The organism is Photobacterium galatheae (assembly GCF_000695255.1).
In the GTDB taxonomy this organism is placed as follows: domain Bacteria; phylum Pseudomonadota; class Gammaproteobacteria; order Enterobacterales; family Vibrionaceae; genus Photobacterium; species Photobacterium galatheae.
On record NZ_JMIB01000009.1, the window covers coordinates 79,160 to 97,927 of the forward strand.

At 50.9% G+C, this 18,768-nt stretch carries 13 protein-coding genes and 5 tRNA genes; 6 read left to right on the forward strand and 12 right to left on the reverse strand.

What is annotated here, in order from left to right; translation table 11 throughout:
• Positions 1-175 precede the first annotated feature (175 nt).
• Positions 176-1,165 carry a porphobilinogen synthase gene (gene hemB / locus EA58_RS06405; RefSeq protein WP_036750465.1) on the forward strand — a complete coding sequence of 330 codons (990 nt, stop codon included), beginning with the start codon at positions 176-178 and terminating at the stop codon, positions 1,163-1,165.
• A gap of 29 nt (positions 1,166-1,194) precedes the next feature.
• Here hemB and EA58_RS20845 read toward each other — a convergent pair whose 3' ends face one another.
• Complete coding sequence (locus EA58_RS20845) at positions 1,195-1,938, reverse strand: AraC family transcriptional regulator (RefSeq protein ID WP_161781019.1); 744 nt, start codon at positions 1,936-1,938, stop codon at positions 1,195-1,197.
• A gap of 139 nt (positions 1,939-2,077) precedes the next feature.
• A complete protein-coding gene (locus tag EA58_RS06415) occupies positions 2,078-5,074 on the reverse strand; it encodes an amino acid adenylation domain-containing protein (protein ID WP_036750468.1) in 2,997 nt (998 codons plus the stop codon).
• A gap of 465 nt (positions 5,075-5,539) precedes the next feature.
• On the opposite strand from EA58_RS06415, the gene EA58_RS06420 reads away from it, so the two are divergent.
• The 3 genes from EA58_RS06420 (at position 5,540) to mdtI (ending at position 7,382) form a co-directional block, all read left to right on the forward strand.
• Positions 5,540-6,478: a LysR family transcriptional regulator gene (locus EA58_RS06420; protein ID WP_036750469.1), complete on the forward strand. Its 939-nt coding sequence runs from the start codon at positions 5,540-5,542 to the stop codon at positions 6,476-6,478.
• Between the two features lie 179 nt (positions 6,479-6,657).
• A complete protein-coding gene (locus tag EA58_RS06425) occupies positions 6,658-7,056 on the forward strand; it encodes an SMR family transporter (RefSeq protein ID WP_036750472.1) in 399 nt (132 codons plus the stop codon).
• Positions 7,053-7,382: a multidrug/spermidine efflux SMR transporter subunit MdtI gene (gene mdtI / locus EA58_RS06430; protein ID WP_036750476.1), complete on the forward strand. Its 330-nt coding sequence runs from the start codon at positions 7,053-7,055 to the stop codon at positions 7,380-7,382. Before EA58_RS06425 ends, mdtI begins: the two co-directional genes overlap by 4 nt.
• Before the next feature lie 147 nt (positions 7,383-7,529).
• Here mdtI and EA58_RS06435 read toward each other — a convergent pair whose 3' ends face one another.
• Positions 7,530-8,774 (reverse strand): conjugal transfer protein TraF, encoded by a 1,245-nt coding sequence (locus EA58_RS06435; protein WP_036750479.1) that lies wholly within the window; start codon positions 8,772-8,774, stop codon positions 7,530-7,532.
• Between the two features lie 358 nt (positions 8,775-9,132).
• Between EA58_RS06435 and EA58_RS06440 the strand changes: the two genes are divergently transcribed.
• A complete protein-coding gene (locus EA58_RS06440; protein WP_036750482.1) occupies positions 9,133-10,500 on the forward strand; it encodes a YjiH family protein in 1,368 nt (455 codons plus the stop codon).
• 660 nt (positions 10,501-11,160) lie between these two features.
• On the opposite strand, the gene EA58_RS06445 is transcribed toward EA58_RS06440, so the two are convergent.
• The 9 genes from EA58_RS06445 to EA58_RS06485 form a co-directional block, all read right to left on the reverse strand.
• The gene (locus EA58_RS06445) at positions 11,161-12,102 is read right to left on the reverse strand and encodes an ABC transporter permease (RefSeq protein ID WP_036750485.1); all 942 of its coding nucleotides are present in this window, start codon (positions 12,100-12,102) and stop codon (positions 11,161-11,163) included.
• 2 nt (positions 12,103-12,104) lie between these two features.
• On the reverse strand, positions 12,105-13,082 hold the full coding sequence (locus EA58_RS06450; protein WP_036750487.1) for an ABC transporter permease: 978 nt from the start codon (positions 13,080-13,082) through the stop codon (positions 12,105-12,107).
• A gap of 66 nt (positions 13,083-13,148) precedes the next feature.
• Positions 13,149-14,702, reverse strand: coding sequence for an ABC transporter substrate-binding protein (locus tag EA58_RS06455; RefSeq protein WP_036750490.1), 1,554 nt, complete (start codon positions 14,700-14,702; stop codon positions 13,149-13,151).
• Between the two features lie 145 nt (positions 14,703-14,847).
• Entirely contained in the window at positions 14,848-16,566 is a 1,719-nt protein-coding gene (locus EA58_RS06460) for an ABC transporter ATP-binding protein (protein ID WP_036750493.1), read from the reverse strand.
• A 648-nt stretch (positions 16,567-17,214) separates the two neighbouring features.
• Positions 17,215-17,291: transfer RNA gene (locus tag EA58_RS06465), tRNA-Pro, on the reverse strand.
• A gap of 102 nt (positions 17,292-17,393) precedes the next feature.
• Positions 17,394-17,469: transfer RNA gene (locus EA58_RS06470), tRNA-His, on the reverse strand.
• A 114-nt stretch (positions 17,470-17,583) separates the two neighbouring features.
• Positions 17,584-17,660: transfer RNA gene (locus EA58_RS06475), tRNA-Pro, on the reverse strand.
• A gap of 151 nt (positions 17,661-17,811) precedes the next feature.
• Positions 17,812-17,887: transfer RNA gene (locus EA58_RS06480), tRNA-His, on the reverse strand.
• Between the two features lie 44 nt (positions 17,888-17,931).
• Positions 17,932-18,008, reverse strand: a tRNA-Arg gene (locus EA58_RS06485).
• 293 nt (positions 18,009-18,301) lie between these two features.
• Here EA58_RS06485 and EA58_RS06490 point away from each other — a divergent pair.
• Complete coding sequence (locus tag EA58_RS06490; protein WP_036750495.1) at positions 18,302-18,712, forward strand: c-type cytochrome; 411 nt, start codon at positions 18,302-18,304, stop codon at positions 18,710-18,712.
• Positions 18,713-18,768: the final 56 nt, after the last annotated feature.

The following is an 18,768-nucleotide window of genomic DNA, read 5'->3' on the forward strand; positions in this document are numbered from 1 at the left end:
TACACTGTTTATGGTGTATCGCTTTTTTACTGGCTTGTGCACACACCTTCATCGGCTCGTTCACCGCTGCCATGTCCCAATTGCACCCAAACATGTCTGATATGAAGAAGACGGGGGCTGCGGCGTCCGGCATGCTGTGACACATTCATTCCCTACCCGTTCCGGTGAATTCACCATGCAAAACACACTGATGAAAAGGCCACGACGCCTGAGAACCAATGCGCTTATCCGCCAGCTGGTTCGCGAAAACACGCTCTCTGTCGGCGATTTGATCCAACCGGTGTTTATTGAAGAAAACATCACATCGCCGAAAGAGATTGCCGCGCTGCCTGGAATCCACCGCATCCCGGAATCTGCGATCAGGCAGGAAATTGATGCGCTTTATGCGCAGGGGATTCGCTATGTCATGCCGTTTGGTATCTCCCACAACAAAGATCAATGCGGTAGCGACACCTGGAATCCGGATGGCCTGCTCTGCCGGATGATCCGACAAATCAAAGACGCGCAACCCGAGATGATTGTGATCCCGGATATTTGTTTCTGCGAGTACACCACCCACGGGCATTGCGGTGTGGTTTCAGAGCAGGATGTCCACAACGATCTGACCGTCGACAATCTGGTCAAACAGTGTATCGCCGCAGCTCAAGCCGGTGCCGATATGCTGGCGCCTTCGGCCATGATGGATGGTCAGATCGGCGCGATTCGGCGTGGACTGGATGAAGCCGGATTCACGCAGGTTGGCATTCTTGCGCACGCCATTAAGTTTGCGTCTGCATTTTATGGCCCGTTTCGCAGTGCGGTCGAATGTACCCTGCATGGCACCCGGGAAACCTATCAGGCCGATCCCTGCAATGGTCGTCAGGCGCTGATTGAAGCACGGCTGGATGAGGAAGAAGGCGCTGATATCTTAATGGTCAAACCGGGCACGCCTTATCTGGATGTGCTCAGAAACCTCAGAGAGCACACGGATTTACCGCTGGCAGCCTATCAGGTGAGCGGCGAGTACGCGATGCTCAAACACGCGGCCCAGGCAGGGTTACTCGATGAAAAACAAGCCGTGCTGGAAACCATGATGGGGTTCAAGCGTGCCGGCGCGATCATGATTGTGACCTATTTCGCCCACCAGATCGCGCAATGGCTGACTGAATCGGCGTCGATTGACTGATTGATTCGCCCCCCGGCTTCCTGCGGATATCATGACAGGGAAGCCGGGGAAACCTCTGCTGCCACAAAGCGTTTCGGGGACACCCCCATGACTTGCTTGAAGATTTTTGAATAGGCCGACTGAGAGCTGTACCCGAAGTCCTGCGCCACGCGGCTCAACGGCTTGCCATGCAGTACATCCGGCAGTGAGCGGTAAATACGCAGGGACTGACGAAAGGCAACAAACGTCATGCTCAGCTCAGATTGAAACAGCCGTGCGAGCGTACGCGATGAAACACCCACCTTCGCCGCCCAAAGGTTCAGAGGTTGTGGATTGGCCGGATTGTCCGACAGACAACAGCAGACTTGTCGCAACCGCTCATCTTTGATGCTACCGAGATCCAGACAGTGAAATCGAAAATCAGTCGCCATTGAGGTCGCCTGTAAAGGGATTGCATGCGTCACGGTCCCGCTGATGCAGCCTGCCGCATCCAGGATAATATTTTTCCGGATGAGGAAATGATGCAACTGGCCCGCAGCATCCCGGATAAGGTGGCAGAGCGTATACTGTCTGCCGCCCATCACGTCATCTTCATACATCTGAAAAACAGGCGCAGCCTGATGCCAGGGCATGTCCTCATCGGTTAAGCCAATCAGTTCTGAATGATGGTGTTTCCCCGACATTCGAAGATGAACGGGATTACTGGCAACAATCTGATGGCGCTTATTCTTGACCACTAAACAACCTTCCGGAAACGGAATCATGGGATGGTCGATAAAGTATTCAATATCCATGTCAGCTCGATCGGATGGAAACGAAAACAGTATGCAACAAATAACACTATACGGGCATGATGATCCAGTCATTCATGCCCGTTCATTTTGCATTTTCAGAAATCGCTGACGCTGTCATTCCAGGCGCACGAACCCGCCCCTACACCAAAGACAAGTCCGCCGTTGCTGACTGAATCGACTGTGCCAGATAACGCCTGAACAGTGCCGGGTTAAAAACCGGTTCCTGTATGTGACTGCCTTGCAGGAAGCGCTTCACATTGCGGCAGTCCCACTGGTAGGTTTTCTGATACAGCTCAACGGTCGACTGCCCTTGATAAACCCGGTCTTTGAACATACTGAGCAACGGATAAAGCGGCGTCTCAGGCTCTGACTCCCACAAAGCCAGCCAGTCCCGGTAAGGCAAGACCTGAAAATCAGTGCCACAAACATCCCCCAGACGCCGGAAGAACTCCGGAAGTTTCAGGTTGTTTGCCGCTTCATGAACCAGATTAAACTTCAGCGACAGTGCTTCCGGGTGACGACTGATATGTGCAATGACGGCGGCCATGTAATCCACCGTCGTCAGGCCTTCATGGAAATCGCTCAAATCCGGCACACAACCGAGCTGCAGACAGGTTTTCACCAAGCGTCCCCACCACTGATAATCTGCAGCCACCCCGGTTTGACTGTGCGTCGTCGCATAGCCCAGCCGGAAAGTCATCAGCGGCAGCCCTTGTGCAGCGGCCAGATCCGCCACTTTCTCCATCACCCATTTACTGCGCACATAACCGATATCCCTCGCCACGGCCGGCAGATTCTGGTCGATATCATCCGCTTCATCCATCACGGTTTTCCCGGTGAATAAGTGCCCCCAGCTATAAACCGAAACCGTCGACAACAAGATCAGCGGCTTGGTTCTGACCCTGGATGCAAACCGGATGACTTCTTTCAGCCCCTGTACATTGTCATGCTTCATATAAGAGTACGGCTGAATGAAGTTCACGGCACTGGCCGAGTGGTACACCAGATCAACCTGCTGACATAAGGCTTGATATTGCATTGAGTCCATTGAAAAATCAGGTTCTGCCAGATCCCCCGGCACTGCATGAATTCGTTGTCGCAGTGCTTCTGTCAGATCAATCCTGTACTGCGTCAGGACAGAGCGAAGCCGGGTCATGGCGGCTTCAGCGGACGTCGCCCGCACCAGACAGACAATCTGGCTGGCAGTCGTACGCAACAGTTCTGCCAGCAGATGCGAGCCAATAAACCCCGTGGCCCCGGTCAGCAGAATGGTCTGAGGCGCGAGGATTTGCTGAGTGTCAAAAACCGGATTGATCTGCACATCCGGCGGTAAATTCACATCCTGATGCAGTTCACGAACCGGTTCCCCCTCCAATTCCGAAGGAAGTTCGTTCGCCCTGCGGGTCATGGCATGTGCCAGTTGCTGTAAGGTCGGATAATCATAGATATCCCTGACGTAGCTCTGAACCCCCAGCCGGGTGCTGATCAGCGTTGCCAGCTGAACAGCCTGCAAAGAATCGCCCCCGACATCCAGGAAAGCATCACCGGGCAGAAATGTCCGGTTGCCAAGCAGTTCGCGCCAGATCGCGGCAATCTGTGCTTCACTCTCTGACAGGTGAGCAGTAATGACATCCGCTTGTTCCAATTGTGCGAGGTATTGATTCAGCAGTTGTTTCTTATCGATTTTGCCATTCGGGGTTAACGGAAACTGTGTCACCGGCACAATGGCTGCAGGCTGAAAATATTCAGGCAGTGACTTGTCAATCTGCTGCCGGATCGAAGCATTCAGCACAGTGCTGTCTTTGGTATTGGCGAGGACAAACATCAGAATTTTCTTCAGCGCCGGATTGTCCGGGTGGGCGACCAGAGCAACGGCCTGTTTGACCTCATCCAGCTCCTGAGTCACCCCTTCCAGCTCACCCAGTTCAATCCGGTTGCCACGGATTTTGACCTGATCATCCATTCGGCCAAGATACTGAATCCGCCCATCCGGCAACCAACGTGCCCGGTCGCCGCTGCGGTACAGTCGTTGATCAGACACCTGAGGCAGCCAGACAAACTTCTCAGCAGTCAGATCTGGTGCATTCAGGTAACCCACCGCCAAACCGGGGCCGGCAATACAAAGCTCGCCCGACTGACCGGCATCGACTTCCTGGTGTTCCGTGTCCAGGATGAACACCTCAGCGCCAGCGATTGGCCGGCCAATGGACTCCGGCTGGTGCAGACTGCGGCATGGAACCTGCTGGCCGGTTGCAAAAATCGTCGCTTCGGTTGGGCCGTAATAATCAATCAGGGTGTAATCCACCCGGGATAAATTCACCGGACTGAGCTTTTCACCGGCGGTAAACAAATAGCGCAGCGCCAGATGCTCCGGTTGCGGCAGCGAAACGATCGGCTCGATAAAGACCGTTGGCACAAACGCATGCGTGAGTTGCTGATCCGCAAAAAACTGCAATAACCGATCGGGCTGCTGACGAATCGCTGGCTCCGGAATATACAGGGTTGCGCCACAGGTTAACGCCGACCAAAGCTCCCACTGAGACACATCGAAACTGATCCCGGCAATCCATGACGTCCGGGCATCTGTCGTCATATCAAAATGCGCATTATGCCAGGCCACCAGATTCTGCAAAGCCGAATGCGGAATCATCACACCTTTCGGATTGCCTGTGGTGCCTGAAGTAAAAATGAGATAAGCCAGATCGTCAGGGCTGATATTACCATTCCCGTGACCAGGAACCATCATGTGTTTGGCCGTTTCAATATTCACCAGACAGTCTGGGTTTATCTCTACATTCAAATCTGAAAATAAATCTGTGGTGAGGACAACCCTCGCATTGATCTGATGGAGAATCTCTTGAATACGCCGTTTCGGATAAGCCGCATCGATCGGAATATAACTTGCGCCCGCCTTTATCACAGCCATCATACCAATAATGAAATTCGGTGTTCGCTGCGCAATTATTGGAATCATCTGACCTGACTGAACCCCTTTTGTTTTTAAAAAGGTACAAAGTTGATCGCTGAATTCATTAAGTTGCTGATATGTGACTTGCTGATTTTGATACACGATGGCTGTTTTATCTTTATTCTCAGATAATTGCTGATAAAACCCATCCAATACCGTCCTAGCCATAATAAGCACCTGAAAGTTCTTACTAAAATGCACAGACAGAGATAAAAGCCAACCCTCTTCTCTGTTGCCCCTTTTGTATTTCAAAGCTATGTATAGTCGCTTATTATTTTGAAAGTGTGATTCACGACCAGAAATCTGAAAAAGACCTAGCAGGAAAACATAAATCACGCAGGAGAGTTTCATAAATAATTTCTGGCAATTCAGTTCGATAGAAAATAATTCAAAAAATATAAATCAATTCAAACAACATAAAACCACTCAATCTCATTTCAATTTTTATTACCTTCATTTTTGATTCCTTGACGTCGAATGAACCTCATTGATTTTCTTGCGAAGACACATCATTTCACACGCAATCCCGCACTGCCCTCGCTGCATTCAATGACCGACGAGCCCGTGACCTGATTCGTCCGGCAGATTACAATCACTGAACTTTTCCCCAAACAATCACCGACAGGCAAACCTATGGCCCATCAGCTCGATGCTCTGGATCTCAATCTCATGCGCTTACTCAAAGCCGTGGTCGACCATCGAAGTATTAAAGTTGCTGCGATGCACCTGGGCATGTCGCAGCCCAGTGCCAGTCGGGGCATTGCACGCCTGAAGGCAACCCTGAATGATCCGCTTTTTGTCCGTAAACCCCATGGGGTTGAGCCTTCGCCGATGGCACAGCGCCTGGCGGAAGAATTCGATCACATCCTGGCACCGATTGAAAAGGTACTGAAGGAGTTTGAAGACTTCAGTGCCGACACTTATGATGGCCATCTGTCACTGGTGATCGATCCTTACCTGCTGGATGAACAAGGCCCACAGTTGATCCGGCATTGTCATCAGGCGTTTCCCCAAGCAACATTCACTTTCTCAAGCTGGAACAACTACAGTCAGGACGAGATGCTGGAAGGCCAGCATGACTATTGCATTCTGGATCAGGAAACCGCGCTGTCGAAAGACATATACATGCGCCCGCTTTTTACTGAAAAGCGGATGATTGTGGCCCGCCAGGGCCACCCGACCCTGTCGCTGCACAAAGACGCCAATGACTGGGAAACCGTGGCGCAGCTCCCCATTATCTCGCTGCCCGCACCCGCATCCTATAATCCGTTGTGTACGGTCGAGTCGGAATACCAGCGCATGGACTATCAGCCGAATGTACTGCTGAAAACCTACAGTCTGCGTGTCGCAGCACAACTGCTGCTGGAAACGGATGCCATTATGTATGCAAGTCAGAGTACCATCCGGCTCTTTCCGGAACTGGTCGCCTACCCAATGCCAGCAGTCAACCGGGCGTTCAGCGAATTTGTCATTTCTGGCGGCTTTATTCAGTCGAACCGCAATCATCCGCTCCACCAGCATTTGCATCGTGTGATAAACGAATGCTTTCAGTCCGCGCCCGGTCGCCCCTAGAGATATTCATAATTGAATATCTCATATACCTGTCCACTGCCCCGACAAACGGCTAATCTTGCCCTGTATTGCAAAGCATTGCCCGCCGGAACCACCTCTGATTTCTGATGCGCTCTATGTGCTTCAGGGCCTGGCAATCCTTTGCTATCCATTTATGTTCATTCATTGTCGGGTATAGCATGTTTATTGCACGAATCTTTCTACTGCTGGCCATTTCCTCTGAGGTTGCAGGCACCAGCACGATGAATTTTATTGGCCAGCAACATTCATTGTGGGGCTACGGGATCATGTACCTGCTGATCACCGTGTCTTATTACTTTCTGTCTCTAGCCGCAAAAAAAATTGCGATTGGCGTGGCGTATGCTGTCTGGGAGGGCTTGGGCATTTCTCTGATTACCCTGGCATCTCTTCTGCTGTTTGACGCCGATTTAAATCCACAGGAACTACTCGGACTGGGTCTGGCGGTGGTGGGCATTGTCATGGTCACACTGGGTGAACAACAACTCAGTACAGACAAAACCACTGTCTCAAAAACTGAGACATCCCAGCAGTCCATGTCTTCAGGAAGTTGGTCATGAATCAGTTTTTTACCCTGTCTTTTGGCTTTGTGGTGCTGGCTGCCATCGTCGATATTGCCGCCAATATGGCACTTACCCGCTCCGATGGTTTCAGGCATCGCATTTGGGGAGCAACTTCGGTTGTGCTGGTCCTCACCGCATTTACCCTGTTGGCACAGGCTGTGAAAGAAATTGATCTGGCTGTTGCCTACGCCTCATGGGGTGCAATTGGCATTCTGGGCACAGCCATCGGCGGTTCAGTGTTTTTCAAACAACGGCTGACGCCGCTGGGCTGGACTGGCATTTTTGTCGTCATTGCCGCAGTGGTTGTGATGAAAACGGCGTGACCAATTTGATCAACTTGTTCAACGACTGAATGGCGGATAGAGCAGCGCACACATTCAGGGTCTCTGACCCTGCATCGTCTCTGATAAAAAGCATAAAAAAACCCGTCAGACTGTGACGGGTTTCTTTTCAGGACAGATCCTTCGCCATTACATGGTGAAAGCGAACTGCAAGGCTGCGCCGTAGTTGTTGTCTGCGCCATATTGCAGCGCCAGATCAACGCCCATCACTCCGAATGGACTCAGACCCAGGCCGGCACTCATGGTGTCTTTCGCAGAATCAGTCAGACTCAGGCTATAGCCGGCACGCAGCTGTACCCAGTCCCAACCGTTCAGCTCCATCCCAAAGCGGGCATACTGCGTGGCCAGATCGAACTCTTTAAAGTATTTTTGCTCGTTCAAATCGACATCTGCCGCCGCGGTAAACCAGCTGTTACTGTAGGCCACACCCAGGGTGTATTTCGGCTCCACAAGCAGGGTTTTGGCCGTAAACTTCTCAGTTTTACCCGCAGGTGACGTCGGGGTATTGGTTTCCAGCTCCTGCTTGAACAGGTTGCGGCCACTGAAGCCGACGGTTACAGCTGGAATCGGCTGGTAAGCCAGACCAACATCCAGGTTGAATGCCGTGTCATCCCGGTATTCTTCTTCGAAATCAAAGTCACTGTCATCGAACTGGCTGACCGTATTCTGGAAACTGACCGCAATCAGTTGCTGAATTTTTGGTGAGAAGCCGACAGACACTTTTTGCTCCGGCAGGGAGACCATCGGCAAATCAAAAGATTTCCCCATCGCCAGGCCCACATCAACGATACCACCCGCAATGCCAAGCACGTCAGACTGCAAGTTATCCATATCTGGCGGGTTCGTCCCGTCCACACCCGCCAGATCGGCCGGGTCGATATTGGCTTTTGCCAAACTCACAATCTGTGCCTGAGTAAAAAGGCTCATACTCAGATAGCGATTCGGGACAGCAACAGCAGCCCCCACACTGATGTCTGCTTTCAGCTTGCCTTCATCCATTGCCAGCAACGCCGCTTTCCACTCGTTGACCAGCGCGTCTGAAACCGGTGCACCGTGACTATTATCAATGGCGGCTTCCAGCTGGTCGTTCACTTTCTGGAAGTCGTCCACTTTCTGATTCAAATCATCCGGATCATGAACGCTGATACCAACGGCTGGCAGCAGCACGCCAAAATCATCACTTTGTTGATAATGGGCAACCAACGCCGGGTTATAAAAAGCGGCGGTCAGATAACTGGCTGACGCCACCCCTGTGCCTCCCATACCAACACTTCGCGCGTCAGCACCATTAACAGCGGCCTGACTCGAAAAAGCGCTCACTGAAAGTGCTGCCGCAACGGCCAGTGAAAGTCCCTGCAATTTAATTTTCATCATGTCTGGTAACTACTTGCTGTGAGAATGTCAAAAAAGTATTAAAGCCCGGTCATTATATAAGCACAATCCCGCTAAACAACGACAAAATCACTGACAGTGAGGTTGCCCCCAAACTTCTTGCGCGAGAACATAAGCGCAGAATGTAATGCAAGATTTATCGTTGTTAAACGTGAGTTACTTATCATAACCTCTAATTTACAATGAATAATTAGACGATCCTTTCAGCAAAGTATTCCATTACAGCAATAAAAAATGTAACCTGCATTTGAATAATATTACCAATAACTGCATGTTCATGCTGACTCTATTCACTTAGTCATCATAAAAACACGTTGTATCAGTTACTTAAAGGTCCACTATGTCAGAACAAGTGATAACTGGCGCAAAAACTCGTAATGCGCCTTGGCTCATGTTTATTCTGCCGTCCCTCATCGGTGTCCTGCTATTTATGGCGCCAATCAGTATCAATGGCGACATTACCATCCCGATTGCCCTGATGGCCAAAGGCATTCAGAGCCTGTTCGAAGGCAGCCTGACAGCGATTGTCACAACCGTCATTTCCATGACCGCATTGTGCTCAGTTTTAGTTCGCCTGACCAAACCTCGTTTTATTGAACGTAAGCCTTTTCTTGCCAACCTGTTTAAACCAAGCCTGCCTTGGTTCATCGTTCAAATACTGGGTGCAGTCTTCGCGAACATGACGTTCTTCGAAGTCGGTCCGGCTGAAATTTATAATGGCAATACAGGTGGTCTGGTGCTGAACGATCTGCTGCCAGTCCTCTTTGCCGTTTTCCTGTGTGCAGGATTCTTCCTGCCGCTGCTGACCAACTTCGGTCTGCTGGAATTTTTCGGTGCCATGCTGACCAAGATCATGCGTCCGCTCTTTAAACTGCCGGGCCGTTCCGCCATCGACTGTATGGCATCCTGGCTGGCGGATGGCAGTGTAGGCGTCCTGCTGACCAGCAAACAATACGAAGAAGGTTTCTACACCAAGCGTGAAGCAGCGGTGATCGGGACAACCTTCTCTGCTGTCTCCATTACCTTCAGCCTGGTCGTGCTGGCACAGGTGAAACTGGAGCACATGTTCCTGCCGTTCTACGCCACTGTCTGTATTGCGGGTGTGGTTGCCGCGGTGATCGTGCCCCGTTTACCACCACTGAGCCGCAAGCGCGACGAATATGTCTGCGGTACGGCTGCGCCTGAAGATATGGATGCCCTGCCAAATGGCCATACCGTGATGAGCTATGGTCTGGAGAAAGCGTTTGAGCGTGCCGGTAAAGTCACCAGTCTGCGTAAAGTCGTCAACGATGGTGTAAAAGCGGCGATTGATATGGTTTTCGGCGTTCTGCCTGTGGTCATGGCGATTGGTACGCTGGCGCTGGTTGTAGCCGAGTACACCCCTGTCTTTAACTGGTTAGGCAAGCCATTCATTCCACTGCTGGAGCTGCTGCAAATTCCGGAAGCGGCTGAAGCCTCGAAAACCATTGTGGTGGGTTTTGCTGACATGTTCCTGCCTGCAATTCTGGCAGCCGATATCCAGAGCGATCTAACGCGTTTTGTGATTGCAGCAATGTCGGTCACCCAGCTGATATATATGTCTGAGATCGGTGCCCTGCTGCTGGGGAGTAAGATCCCGGTGAAAGCCTGGGAACTGTTTGCCATTTTCATCCTGCGTACGCTGGTCACCCTGCCGGTTATCGCACTGATGGCGCACCTGATTTTCTAAACAAACACCTGAATTTCAGATCTCATCAAAGCGGCTGGAAACCCAGCCGCTTTTTTATTGTTATCAATCAGACATTCCTGTGGGATGGGGCCGAAAGACACCGCCAGGCTGGTGTCGGCACCATGTAAAGTTCCGTCTCCTCATCCCAAAACCTGATGGTGCCCTTTGCGGCTCAACACCAGAGTACGAGCAAAGTAACCCCGCTCGTATTCGTTCCCTCCCAAATCATCATGAGTCATCACGAACCTCTTCGGGCCACTCCAACCTTAAGTTGCCAACACAGTCAGATTACCGACATCCCGCCGGATAAAACGACTGCACCTATCCTCAAATATCACAATCTGATTGCGCATGAGACATGTGGATAACAACCCCTTGGGAGAACAACACTATTTCCAAACCTGACATGCAACAGCAGGTAGCTGCCCGACCCACTGAGCAAACAAATCCTGAAGGCTTTCTCTGATTCGCCTTTCACATCATTCGGATTCAGTGTCAGTTCGTCCGTGCAATCGAGCGGTCGCAACAATCATGCAATCCCCATTCAGGCAAACAGATCATTGATACATTCATCTGACACAAAAGAGCACAAGGGTACTGATCAAAAAAGCCCCTGCAAAACAGGGGCTAGAGGAAGGAAAATAAAATACCGGGGAAAATTTAGCCTTTGTAAACCTTCGGGTTAAAGACATCTCGCAACCAGTCACCCAGCAGGTTAATCACCAGCACCAGCGTCACCAGCACAATGCCCGGGAAGGCCGTAATCCACCAGGAACCAGAGAAGATGTAGTTGAACCCGATGCTGATTAAGGAACCCAGAGATGGCTGATCCACAGGCATCCCCAGCCCCAGGAAGGACAACGCCGCTTCCGACATAATGGCATTCGCAACCTGCACGGTAGAAATCACCAGAATGGGCGACAAACAGTTCGGCAGAATATGACGGAACATAATCCGCGGCGATTTCAGGCCCATCACCCGAGACGCTTCCACATACTCTTTTTTCTTCTCAGCCAGCACCGATGCACGAACCGTTCGCGCATACTGCGGCCATTCTGCAATCCCGATGATCACCACCAGCATCACAATCGCGTACTGGCTGTAGAAATCACTGCCGAAACTGGCTTTGAAGATCGCCGAGACAATGATCGCCACCATCATGGTTGAGAACGATAACTGAACATCCGCAATCCGCATCAGGAAGCTGTCGACCCGGCCACCAAAATAACCGGCACACAGGCCAACGATGATGCCGATAAACAGCTGCAGCGCGACTGCAAACAAGCCAATCGCCAGCGAGATTCGCAAACCGTATATCATGGTCGACAGAATATCGCGGCCCTGATCATCCGTACCGAGCAGGAAGCGGGTATCCCCCATTTCCATCCAGGACGGCGCCAGTTCGGCATCCATAATGTCGATACTGTTCAGATCGTAAGGGTTCGTCGGTGAAATCAACGGCGCAAATACAGCCGCCAGTACAAAGAGCATAAACACAGCAAAGCTGCCCATCGCCACTTTGTCTTTCTTAAAGAAATAAATGAAATCCGAATGCATAAAACGCTGCCAGCGTGAAGGCGCGTCGGTCGTCTTAGTCGTCATGATTACGCTCCTTTGCCAGTCAGGTTCACGGTTGGGTTGATCAGACCATACAGCAGGTCCACCAGGGTATTCGTCACCACAAAGATCAAGCCAACAAAAATGACATAAGCGGTGATCAACGGCGTATCCACCCGATTAATCGCTTCCAGAAACAAGAAGCCCGTGCCCGGCCACTGAAACACCGTTTCGGTCAGAATGGTATAAGCCACCATGGTACCAATCTGAACACCACCCACGGTGATGACCGGCAGCATGGTGTTTTTCAGCGCGTGCTGGTAGTACACCTTGTTTTGTGCCAGGCCCTTGGCCCGGGCAAATTTCACATACTCGGTACTCAGTGCTTCCAGCATTTCAGAACGAACCAGACGGATAAAGAGTGGCAGCATAATTGAGGCCAGTGAGATACTTGGCAGGATCAGGTGTGCCAGACCATCCAGGGTAAAGAAACCAGAGTTCCACCCGAGAACGTTCGCCGTTTCCCCCCGCCCGAACGACGGCAGCCAGCCGAATTCAATAGAGAAAACATACATCAGCATTATCGCCGTCAGGAAAACCGGAACCGAAATCCCCACGATGCTGAAGCCCATGATCACTTTCGTCAGGGCGCTGTTTGGGTGTATGGCCGAATAAACCCCAAGCGGGATCGACACCACCACAATAATTAAGGATGCAGCAAACACCAGCTCCAGCGTTGCCACCAGTTTATCGAGGATCACGTCCACCACCGGACGCTTAAAGAAATAAGAGTTGCCTAAATCCCCTTGAACGGCTTTCGAAATAAAGCGGCCGTACTTCACCATAAAGGGATCATTGAGGCCCATTTCAGTCCGCAGCGCATCACGCTCGGCTTCCGACACAGACTGCCCCACCAGCTCACGCAGCGGGTCGCCTAAATTGTCCTGGATAGCAAACGCCACCAGACTGATCACAAACATCACTACCAGTGCCTGCACCAGGCGCTTGACCAAAAACGTAAACATTCCTTGCCTCTTTCGACTTCCATAAGGAGGCTCCGGCCAATGCCGGAGCCTGAGTTACGGAGGGGATTACTTGATCACCAGATCGCCCAGGTACGGGAAGTCCATACCGTTCACAATCGGTTTGATGTCCACATTCTTCTTGGCAGCCCAAGAAGGGTCCTGCCAGTACAGCGGAACAAAGGCAGCATCGTTATACAGAATCTCTTCGATCTTCTTCAGCATGGCACTGCGTTTTTCCAGATCTGTCTCGGAGTTTGCCGCTTCGACCAGTTTATCCACTTCTGAATTCGAGTAATGACCGCAGTTGTACTGACCTTTACCGGTTTCAGCATTTCGTGTCATGGTCAGGAATTCCGTAAAGTTCGCAGAATCTTCGGTGTCCGGGTGCCAGCCGATCATCAGCATCCCTGCTTCACACTTATCAAACTCAGGCCAGTATTGCGCCTTCGGCATGGTTTGCAGGTCAACTTTGATTTTGATTTTCGCCAGCATCGCCGACACAGCCTGTGCAACTTTTTCGTCGTTCACATAACGGTTGTTCGGCGCAATCATGGTGATCGAGAAACCTTTTTCATAGCCGGCTTCTTTCATCAACTGCTGTGCTTTTTTCAGGTCATAACGCGGTTTCAGTGATTCATTGTAGCCCGCATAACCGACAGGACTCTGCTGAGCCGCAGGTGTCGCAGCACCCTTCATGATTTTCTGCGCGATCCCTTCATTGTTGACTGCATAAACAATGGCCTGACGCACACGGGCATCACGTAGCGGTTCTGCAACTTTCTGGTTCATCTGGAAGGTAATGACACGGGTGCCCGGCATCGTGACCAGATCCAGCTTATTATTGCTCTTGATTCGCTTGTAATCGTTCGGCGATACCGGTGCAATCATATCCACGTCGCCTGACAGCAGGGCTGCAACACGGGTGGCATCTTCTTTGATTGGGCGCAGGGTAATATGATCCACATTCCCTTCGCTGTCTTTGTCCCAGTAATCGGCAAAGCGTTCGAACTCAACTTTTACACCCTGTTCGCGGCTCGATACCTTGAATGGACCCGTTCCTGAAAGATTGGTTGAGGCATAAGTCGAACCGTTTTTCTTCAGCTCAGCTTTGTCTTTACCGTCTGCGGTTTTCCCGGTGTAGAATTTGCTATCCATTGGGAAAACGTAAGTCATGACGTTTTCGATCAATGGGTAAGTGCCATCCGTCACCACATCAACCGTGTGGGCATTCACTTTTTTCATTGCCACGATCGGCGTGAAAATGCCTTTGAAGTCAGCAGAAGATTTCAGACGGTTGAAGGTCCAGACAACATCATCTGCGGTGAAGTCATTGCCTGAGTGGAATTTCACGCCTTCACGCAACTTGAAACGCATGGTGGTGTCATTCACCCGCTCCCAGGATTTCGCCAGGCGCGGTTCAAATTCCATGGACTGCGTAAAACGGATCAGCGGATCAAAAGTCATGTGAGAAAGTTGCAGCGTACCGCCTGACAGTTGCTCATGCGGGTCCATAGACACAGGGTCCGCATCATAAGCCAGATTCAGATTCGCAGCGGCAGCACCAAAGCTCAGACCAGCAGCCATTAACGCAACGGCTAACTTGCTCTTGAAGGTTTTCATTCGCATAGCTCCTTTATGCAGGGAGTGAACTCCCAGATGATTATGTTTGCTTATTATTGATTTAGGTAAGCAACAAAAGCCCGGCTCCCGAAACAGAGCCATGCCGGCCACGACACAAGCGACCGGCGGGCAAACTGAATAATTGTCAGGCCAGCTTCAGACCTTCCTGACTCATTCCTTTAAATTCAGGCATCAGAGAAATCAATTGTTGACTGTATTCATGCTGAGGTGCCGTGAAGAGCTGCTCCGTGGGGGCGACTTCCAACAACGTCCCTTTCTGCATCACACCGATGCGATCACACATCTGACGGATCACAGGCAGGTCATGGCTGATAAACAGCATCGTCAGGTTTAATTCGTCCTGCAGATCTTTCAGCAGGTTCAGGATTTGAGCCTGTACCGAAACATCCAGCGCGGAGGTGGGTTCATCGCAAATCAGCAAACGTGGACGGGTTGCCAGTGCACGGGCAATAGAAATTCGCTGACGCTGACCGCCGGAGAACTCATGGGGATATTTCACGCCCGCAGCACGGCCCAGGCCGACATGATCGAGCAAGTCACTGACAATCTGGCGCACCTGACCTTCGCTGTCAGCCAGTTTGTGGAAGCGAATCGGCTCAGCAATAATATCGAAAATCTTCATCCGCGGATTCATCGACGAATACGGGTTCTGGAACACCATCTGCATCTGACGACGCAATGGGCGGCGTTCGTTTTCACTCTTCAGCGCAGTCAGGTCAATCCCTTCAAACACCACTTTGCCCGAATTTGGCGGATACAGACCCGCAATCACGCGGGCAATGGTCGACTTTCCGGAACCGGACTCTCCCACCAGGCCGAAGGTTTCCCCTTCAAACACTTCAAAGCTGACATTATTGGATGCCTGAACATACTCCCGACGGCTTTCAAAGAAAGAATCTTTGGTCACAAAACGCAGGTTCACGTTTTCCACCTGCAGCAGCGCACCAGTGTACTGGCGCTGATCTTCGCTCTGACCCAACCAGTGATTTTTCACATCCAACTGAGTGGTTTCGCCAGCTTCTTCGATATAGTTCACCAGCGGGAAGCGATCGAGTTTGATATCTGAACGCGGCACCGCAGAAATCAGGCTCTTCGTATACGGATGATTCGGATGCCCCAGCACTTGCTCTGTCGGACCAATTTCAACCAGATCGCCCCGGTACATCACGGCAACGCGATCGGTGACATTCGACACCACGCCCATATCGTGGGTCACCAGCATACAACCGACATTTTTCTTCACGCACAACTCGCGAATCAGATTCAGGATCTGGTCCTGAATGGACACATCCAGTGCGGTCGTTGGTTCATCGGCAATAATTAAATCGGGCTCACCGGCCAGCGCGATGGCAATCACCACACGCTGACGCATCCCGCCAGAAAACTGATGTGGGTACTGCTTGATGCGGACTTCCGGTTGGGGGATACCCACCTGCTCCATCAGCTTGATGGCACGGCGCACAGCTTCTTCTTTGCTGACATTGAGATTCGTAATAATCGTTTCCGTCAGCTGGCGTTCCACCGTGAATAACGGGTTCAGAGAGGTCATCGGGTCCTGAAAAATAAACCCAATTTTGGCACCACGAACCTGACGCATCGCTTCCGGGTTCAGACCAGAAATTTTCTCACCATCCAGATAGACATCACCACTGGCAATTTTACCCGGAGGGCTCAGCAGATCGATCACAGCATTCCCGACGGTCGACTTACCCGCACCGGATTCACCGACCACACCAACAATTTCACCGCGCTCAATCGTAAACGACAGCGATTTCACCGCAGCGTGGACACCGTGACGTGACGGATATTCAATACGAAGGTTTTTAACTTCCAATAATGCCATGTTCAGACCTCAACAACCTGGCAGTGTGCCTGCCCGCCTGCAATTGCTTCCATTCAAATGCGCCGATCAAAAAACCGGCCACGTTAAGTGCGATCAATCTGGCAAAGATTTCACGAAAAATCAACATTTCATGCTACAAAACTGTACTACAGCACAAAACAAGCATAAATAATCACTAGTTGCATAGCTAAAAATAAACATACAACCTAAGAAATCGCTCAGATAAACCTAGATAAACATAGAACAAAACCATTCTCGGTCAGAAAAGTGCGCATATTTATGCGACATCAGTCACCATGACGTTCTGAATAAAAAAGCACACAATGTTAAACATATTATTAACACAGCCAGATGTTCATCCATATACTCGTAAAGGGCTGGGATAAGCGGCCAGCAAAATAATAACCACCAGCATTTAAAGCCGGCAATAAGCACTCCGGACAACACATAAAATCATGAATAAATAACTAAACCAGACAAGTCTGAACATGGAAGAAACAAAAAGATGAGGGTTTCCGGAGGTGGTCGGTGAAGAGGGATGGATCGCGGCGGGCATCCGCACCCGACCCGACAAGCGCAGCCTGTTCCATACTTCAGAGAATATCGCAGATACAAAAAAACCCGCTCAAATGAGCGGGCTTTCGAAGGTGGTCGGTGAAGAGGGATTCGAACCCCCGACCCTCTGGTCCCAAACCAGATGCGCTACCAAACTGCGCTATTCACCGATAATTCTATTTCTGCCTTGAGTTTTTGAACCAGAGGGTCCTCTGATCCGCTATTCCCAAGAGCCGGAGATGCGCGACTAAACTGCGCTATTCACCGAAATATGGGGTGGCTAACGAGACTTGAACTCGCGACAACCGGAATCACAATCCGGGGCTCTACCAACTGAGCTATAGCCACCATTGTAAGTGGTCGGTGAAGAGGGATTGAACGCGGCGGGCTTCCGCACCCGGCCAATGCACTTCTTTCTTCCGAACCTGTAGGTTTGCAAATCAGGCAAACTTACAATAAAAGTGGTCGGTGAAGAGGGATTCGAACCCCCGACCCTCTGGTCCCAAACCAGATGCGCTACCAAACTGCGCTATTCACCGATAATTTTGTTGCTGCCTTGAGTTCTGAACCAGAGGGTTCCTCTGGTCCGCTATTCTCAAGAGCCAGGATGCGCGACCAAACTGCGCTATTCACCGACTTTTATTCTTTTTTGCGTACCGAGTTTCATGAAAAACTCCATACCCAATTGTATGGGGTGGCTAACGAGACTTGAACTCGCGACAACCGGAATCACAATCCGGGGCTCTACCAACTGAGCTATAGCCACCAATGTTTTTGTAACGCCAACAGTGCCGTCTTGCCTTTCCGGAGTGGCGCGCCCGACAGGATTTGAACCTGTGACCTTTGGCTCCGGAGGCCAACGCTCTATCCAGCTGAGCTACGGGCGCCTTGCCCTATCGGCGGTGGTGAATATTACGGATCAGCATGCGTGTCGTCTAGTCTTTTTTGCAAAAAAATTTGTATTCGCTTCATTTGTAACCATCTTTGGGTTGATTCGCATCATACAAACACAGCCATTCTGTTTAACACAATCCCATTAACAGATATAATCACTCAGTTTTTTAACAGAAAAACCACTAATAATTGGTTCACAGCCTGTCGCAAAACGTCATATTTACAACAATCTACAGGATGGCTGTGATATCCGAGCAAATAATCTGGGAGTGTTAAGGTGAGCTCAATGGAATTTTCTCTTCGACAACTGATGGTCGCAGCTGTCGCCACCCTTGCCATCAGCGGCTCAGCCGTCGCGGCAGATATGTCTGACGAAGCGATCGCAGATCGCATCAAGCCCGTTGGCTCGGTTTATAAGGAAGGTGATGCACCTGCCGCTACCGCCGTCGCTTCCGGCCCACGTTCAGGCGATCAGGTTTATGGCACCTTCTGTGTGGCTTGTCACAGCAGCGGCGTTATGGGCGCACCAAAATCCGGCGACGCAGCGGACTGGGGACCTCGGATCGCGAAAGGCATGGAAACACTGACCAACCACGCCCTAAACGGATTTAACGCCATGCCGGCGAAAGGCACCTGTATGGACTGTAGCGATGAAGAAATCGTTGCCGCCATCGAACACATGATTCAAGGCCTATAAGCTTCCCCCTACAATGCCATCAAAAAGGTTAGCCTGGGCTAACCTTTTTTCTTTCC

Excerpts from the sequence above, each read along its gene's own strand:
- hemB (WP_036750465.1), top strand. The coding sequence starts at position 176 with ATGCAAAACACACTGATGAAAAGGCCACGACGCCTGAGAACCAATGCG.
- EA58_RS20845 (WP_161781019.1), bottom strand. The coding sequence starts at position 1,938 with ATGGATATTGAATACTTTATCGACCATCCCATGATTCCGTTTCCGGAA.
- EA58_RS06415 (WP_036750468.1), bottom strand. The coding sequence starts at position 5,074 with ATGGCTAGGACGGTATTGGATGGGTTTTATCAGCAATTATCTGAGAAT.
- EA58_RS06420 (WP_036750469.1), top strand. The coding sequence starts at position 5,540 with ATGGCCCATCAGCTCGATGCTCTGGATCTCAATCTCATGCGCTTACTC.
- EA58_RS06425 (WP_036750472.1), top strand. The coding sequence starts at position 6,658 with ATGTTTATTGCACGAATCTTTCTACTGCTGGCCATTTCCTCTGAGGTT.
- mdtI (WP_036750476.1), top strand. The coding sequence starts at position 7,053 with ATGAATCAGTTTTTTACCCTGTCTTTTGGCTTTGTGGTGCTGGCTGCC.
- EA58_RS06435 (WP_036750479.1), bottom strand. The coding sequence starts at position 8,774 with ATGATGAAAATTAAATTGCAGGGACTTTCACTGGCCGTTGCGGCAGCA.
- EA58_RS06440 (WP_036750482.1), top strand. The coding sequence starts at position 9,133 with ATGTCAGAACAAGTGATAACTGGCGCAAAAACTCGTAATGCGCCTTGG.
- EA58_RS06445 (WP_036750485.1), bottom strand. The coding sequence starts at position 12,102 with ATGACGACTAAGACGACCGACGCGCCTTCACGCTGGCAGCGTTTTATG.
- EA58_RS06450 (WP_036750487.1), bottom strand. The coding sequence starts at position 13,082 with ATGTTTACGTTTTTGGTCAAGCGCCTGGTGCAGGCACTGGTAGTGATG.
- EA58_RS06455 (WP_036750490.1), bottom strand. The coding sequence starts at position 14,702 with ATGAAAACCTTCAAGAGCAAGTTAGCCGTTGCGTTAATGGCTGCTGGT.
- EA58_RS06460 (WP_036750493.1), bottom strand. The coding sequence starts at position 16,566 with ATGGCATTATTGGAAGTTAAAAACCTTCGTATTGAATATCCGTCACGT.
- EA58_RS06490 (WP_036750495.1), top strand. The coding sequence starts at position 18,302 with ATGGAATTTTCTCTTCGACAACTGATGGTCGCAGCTGTCGCCACCCTT.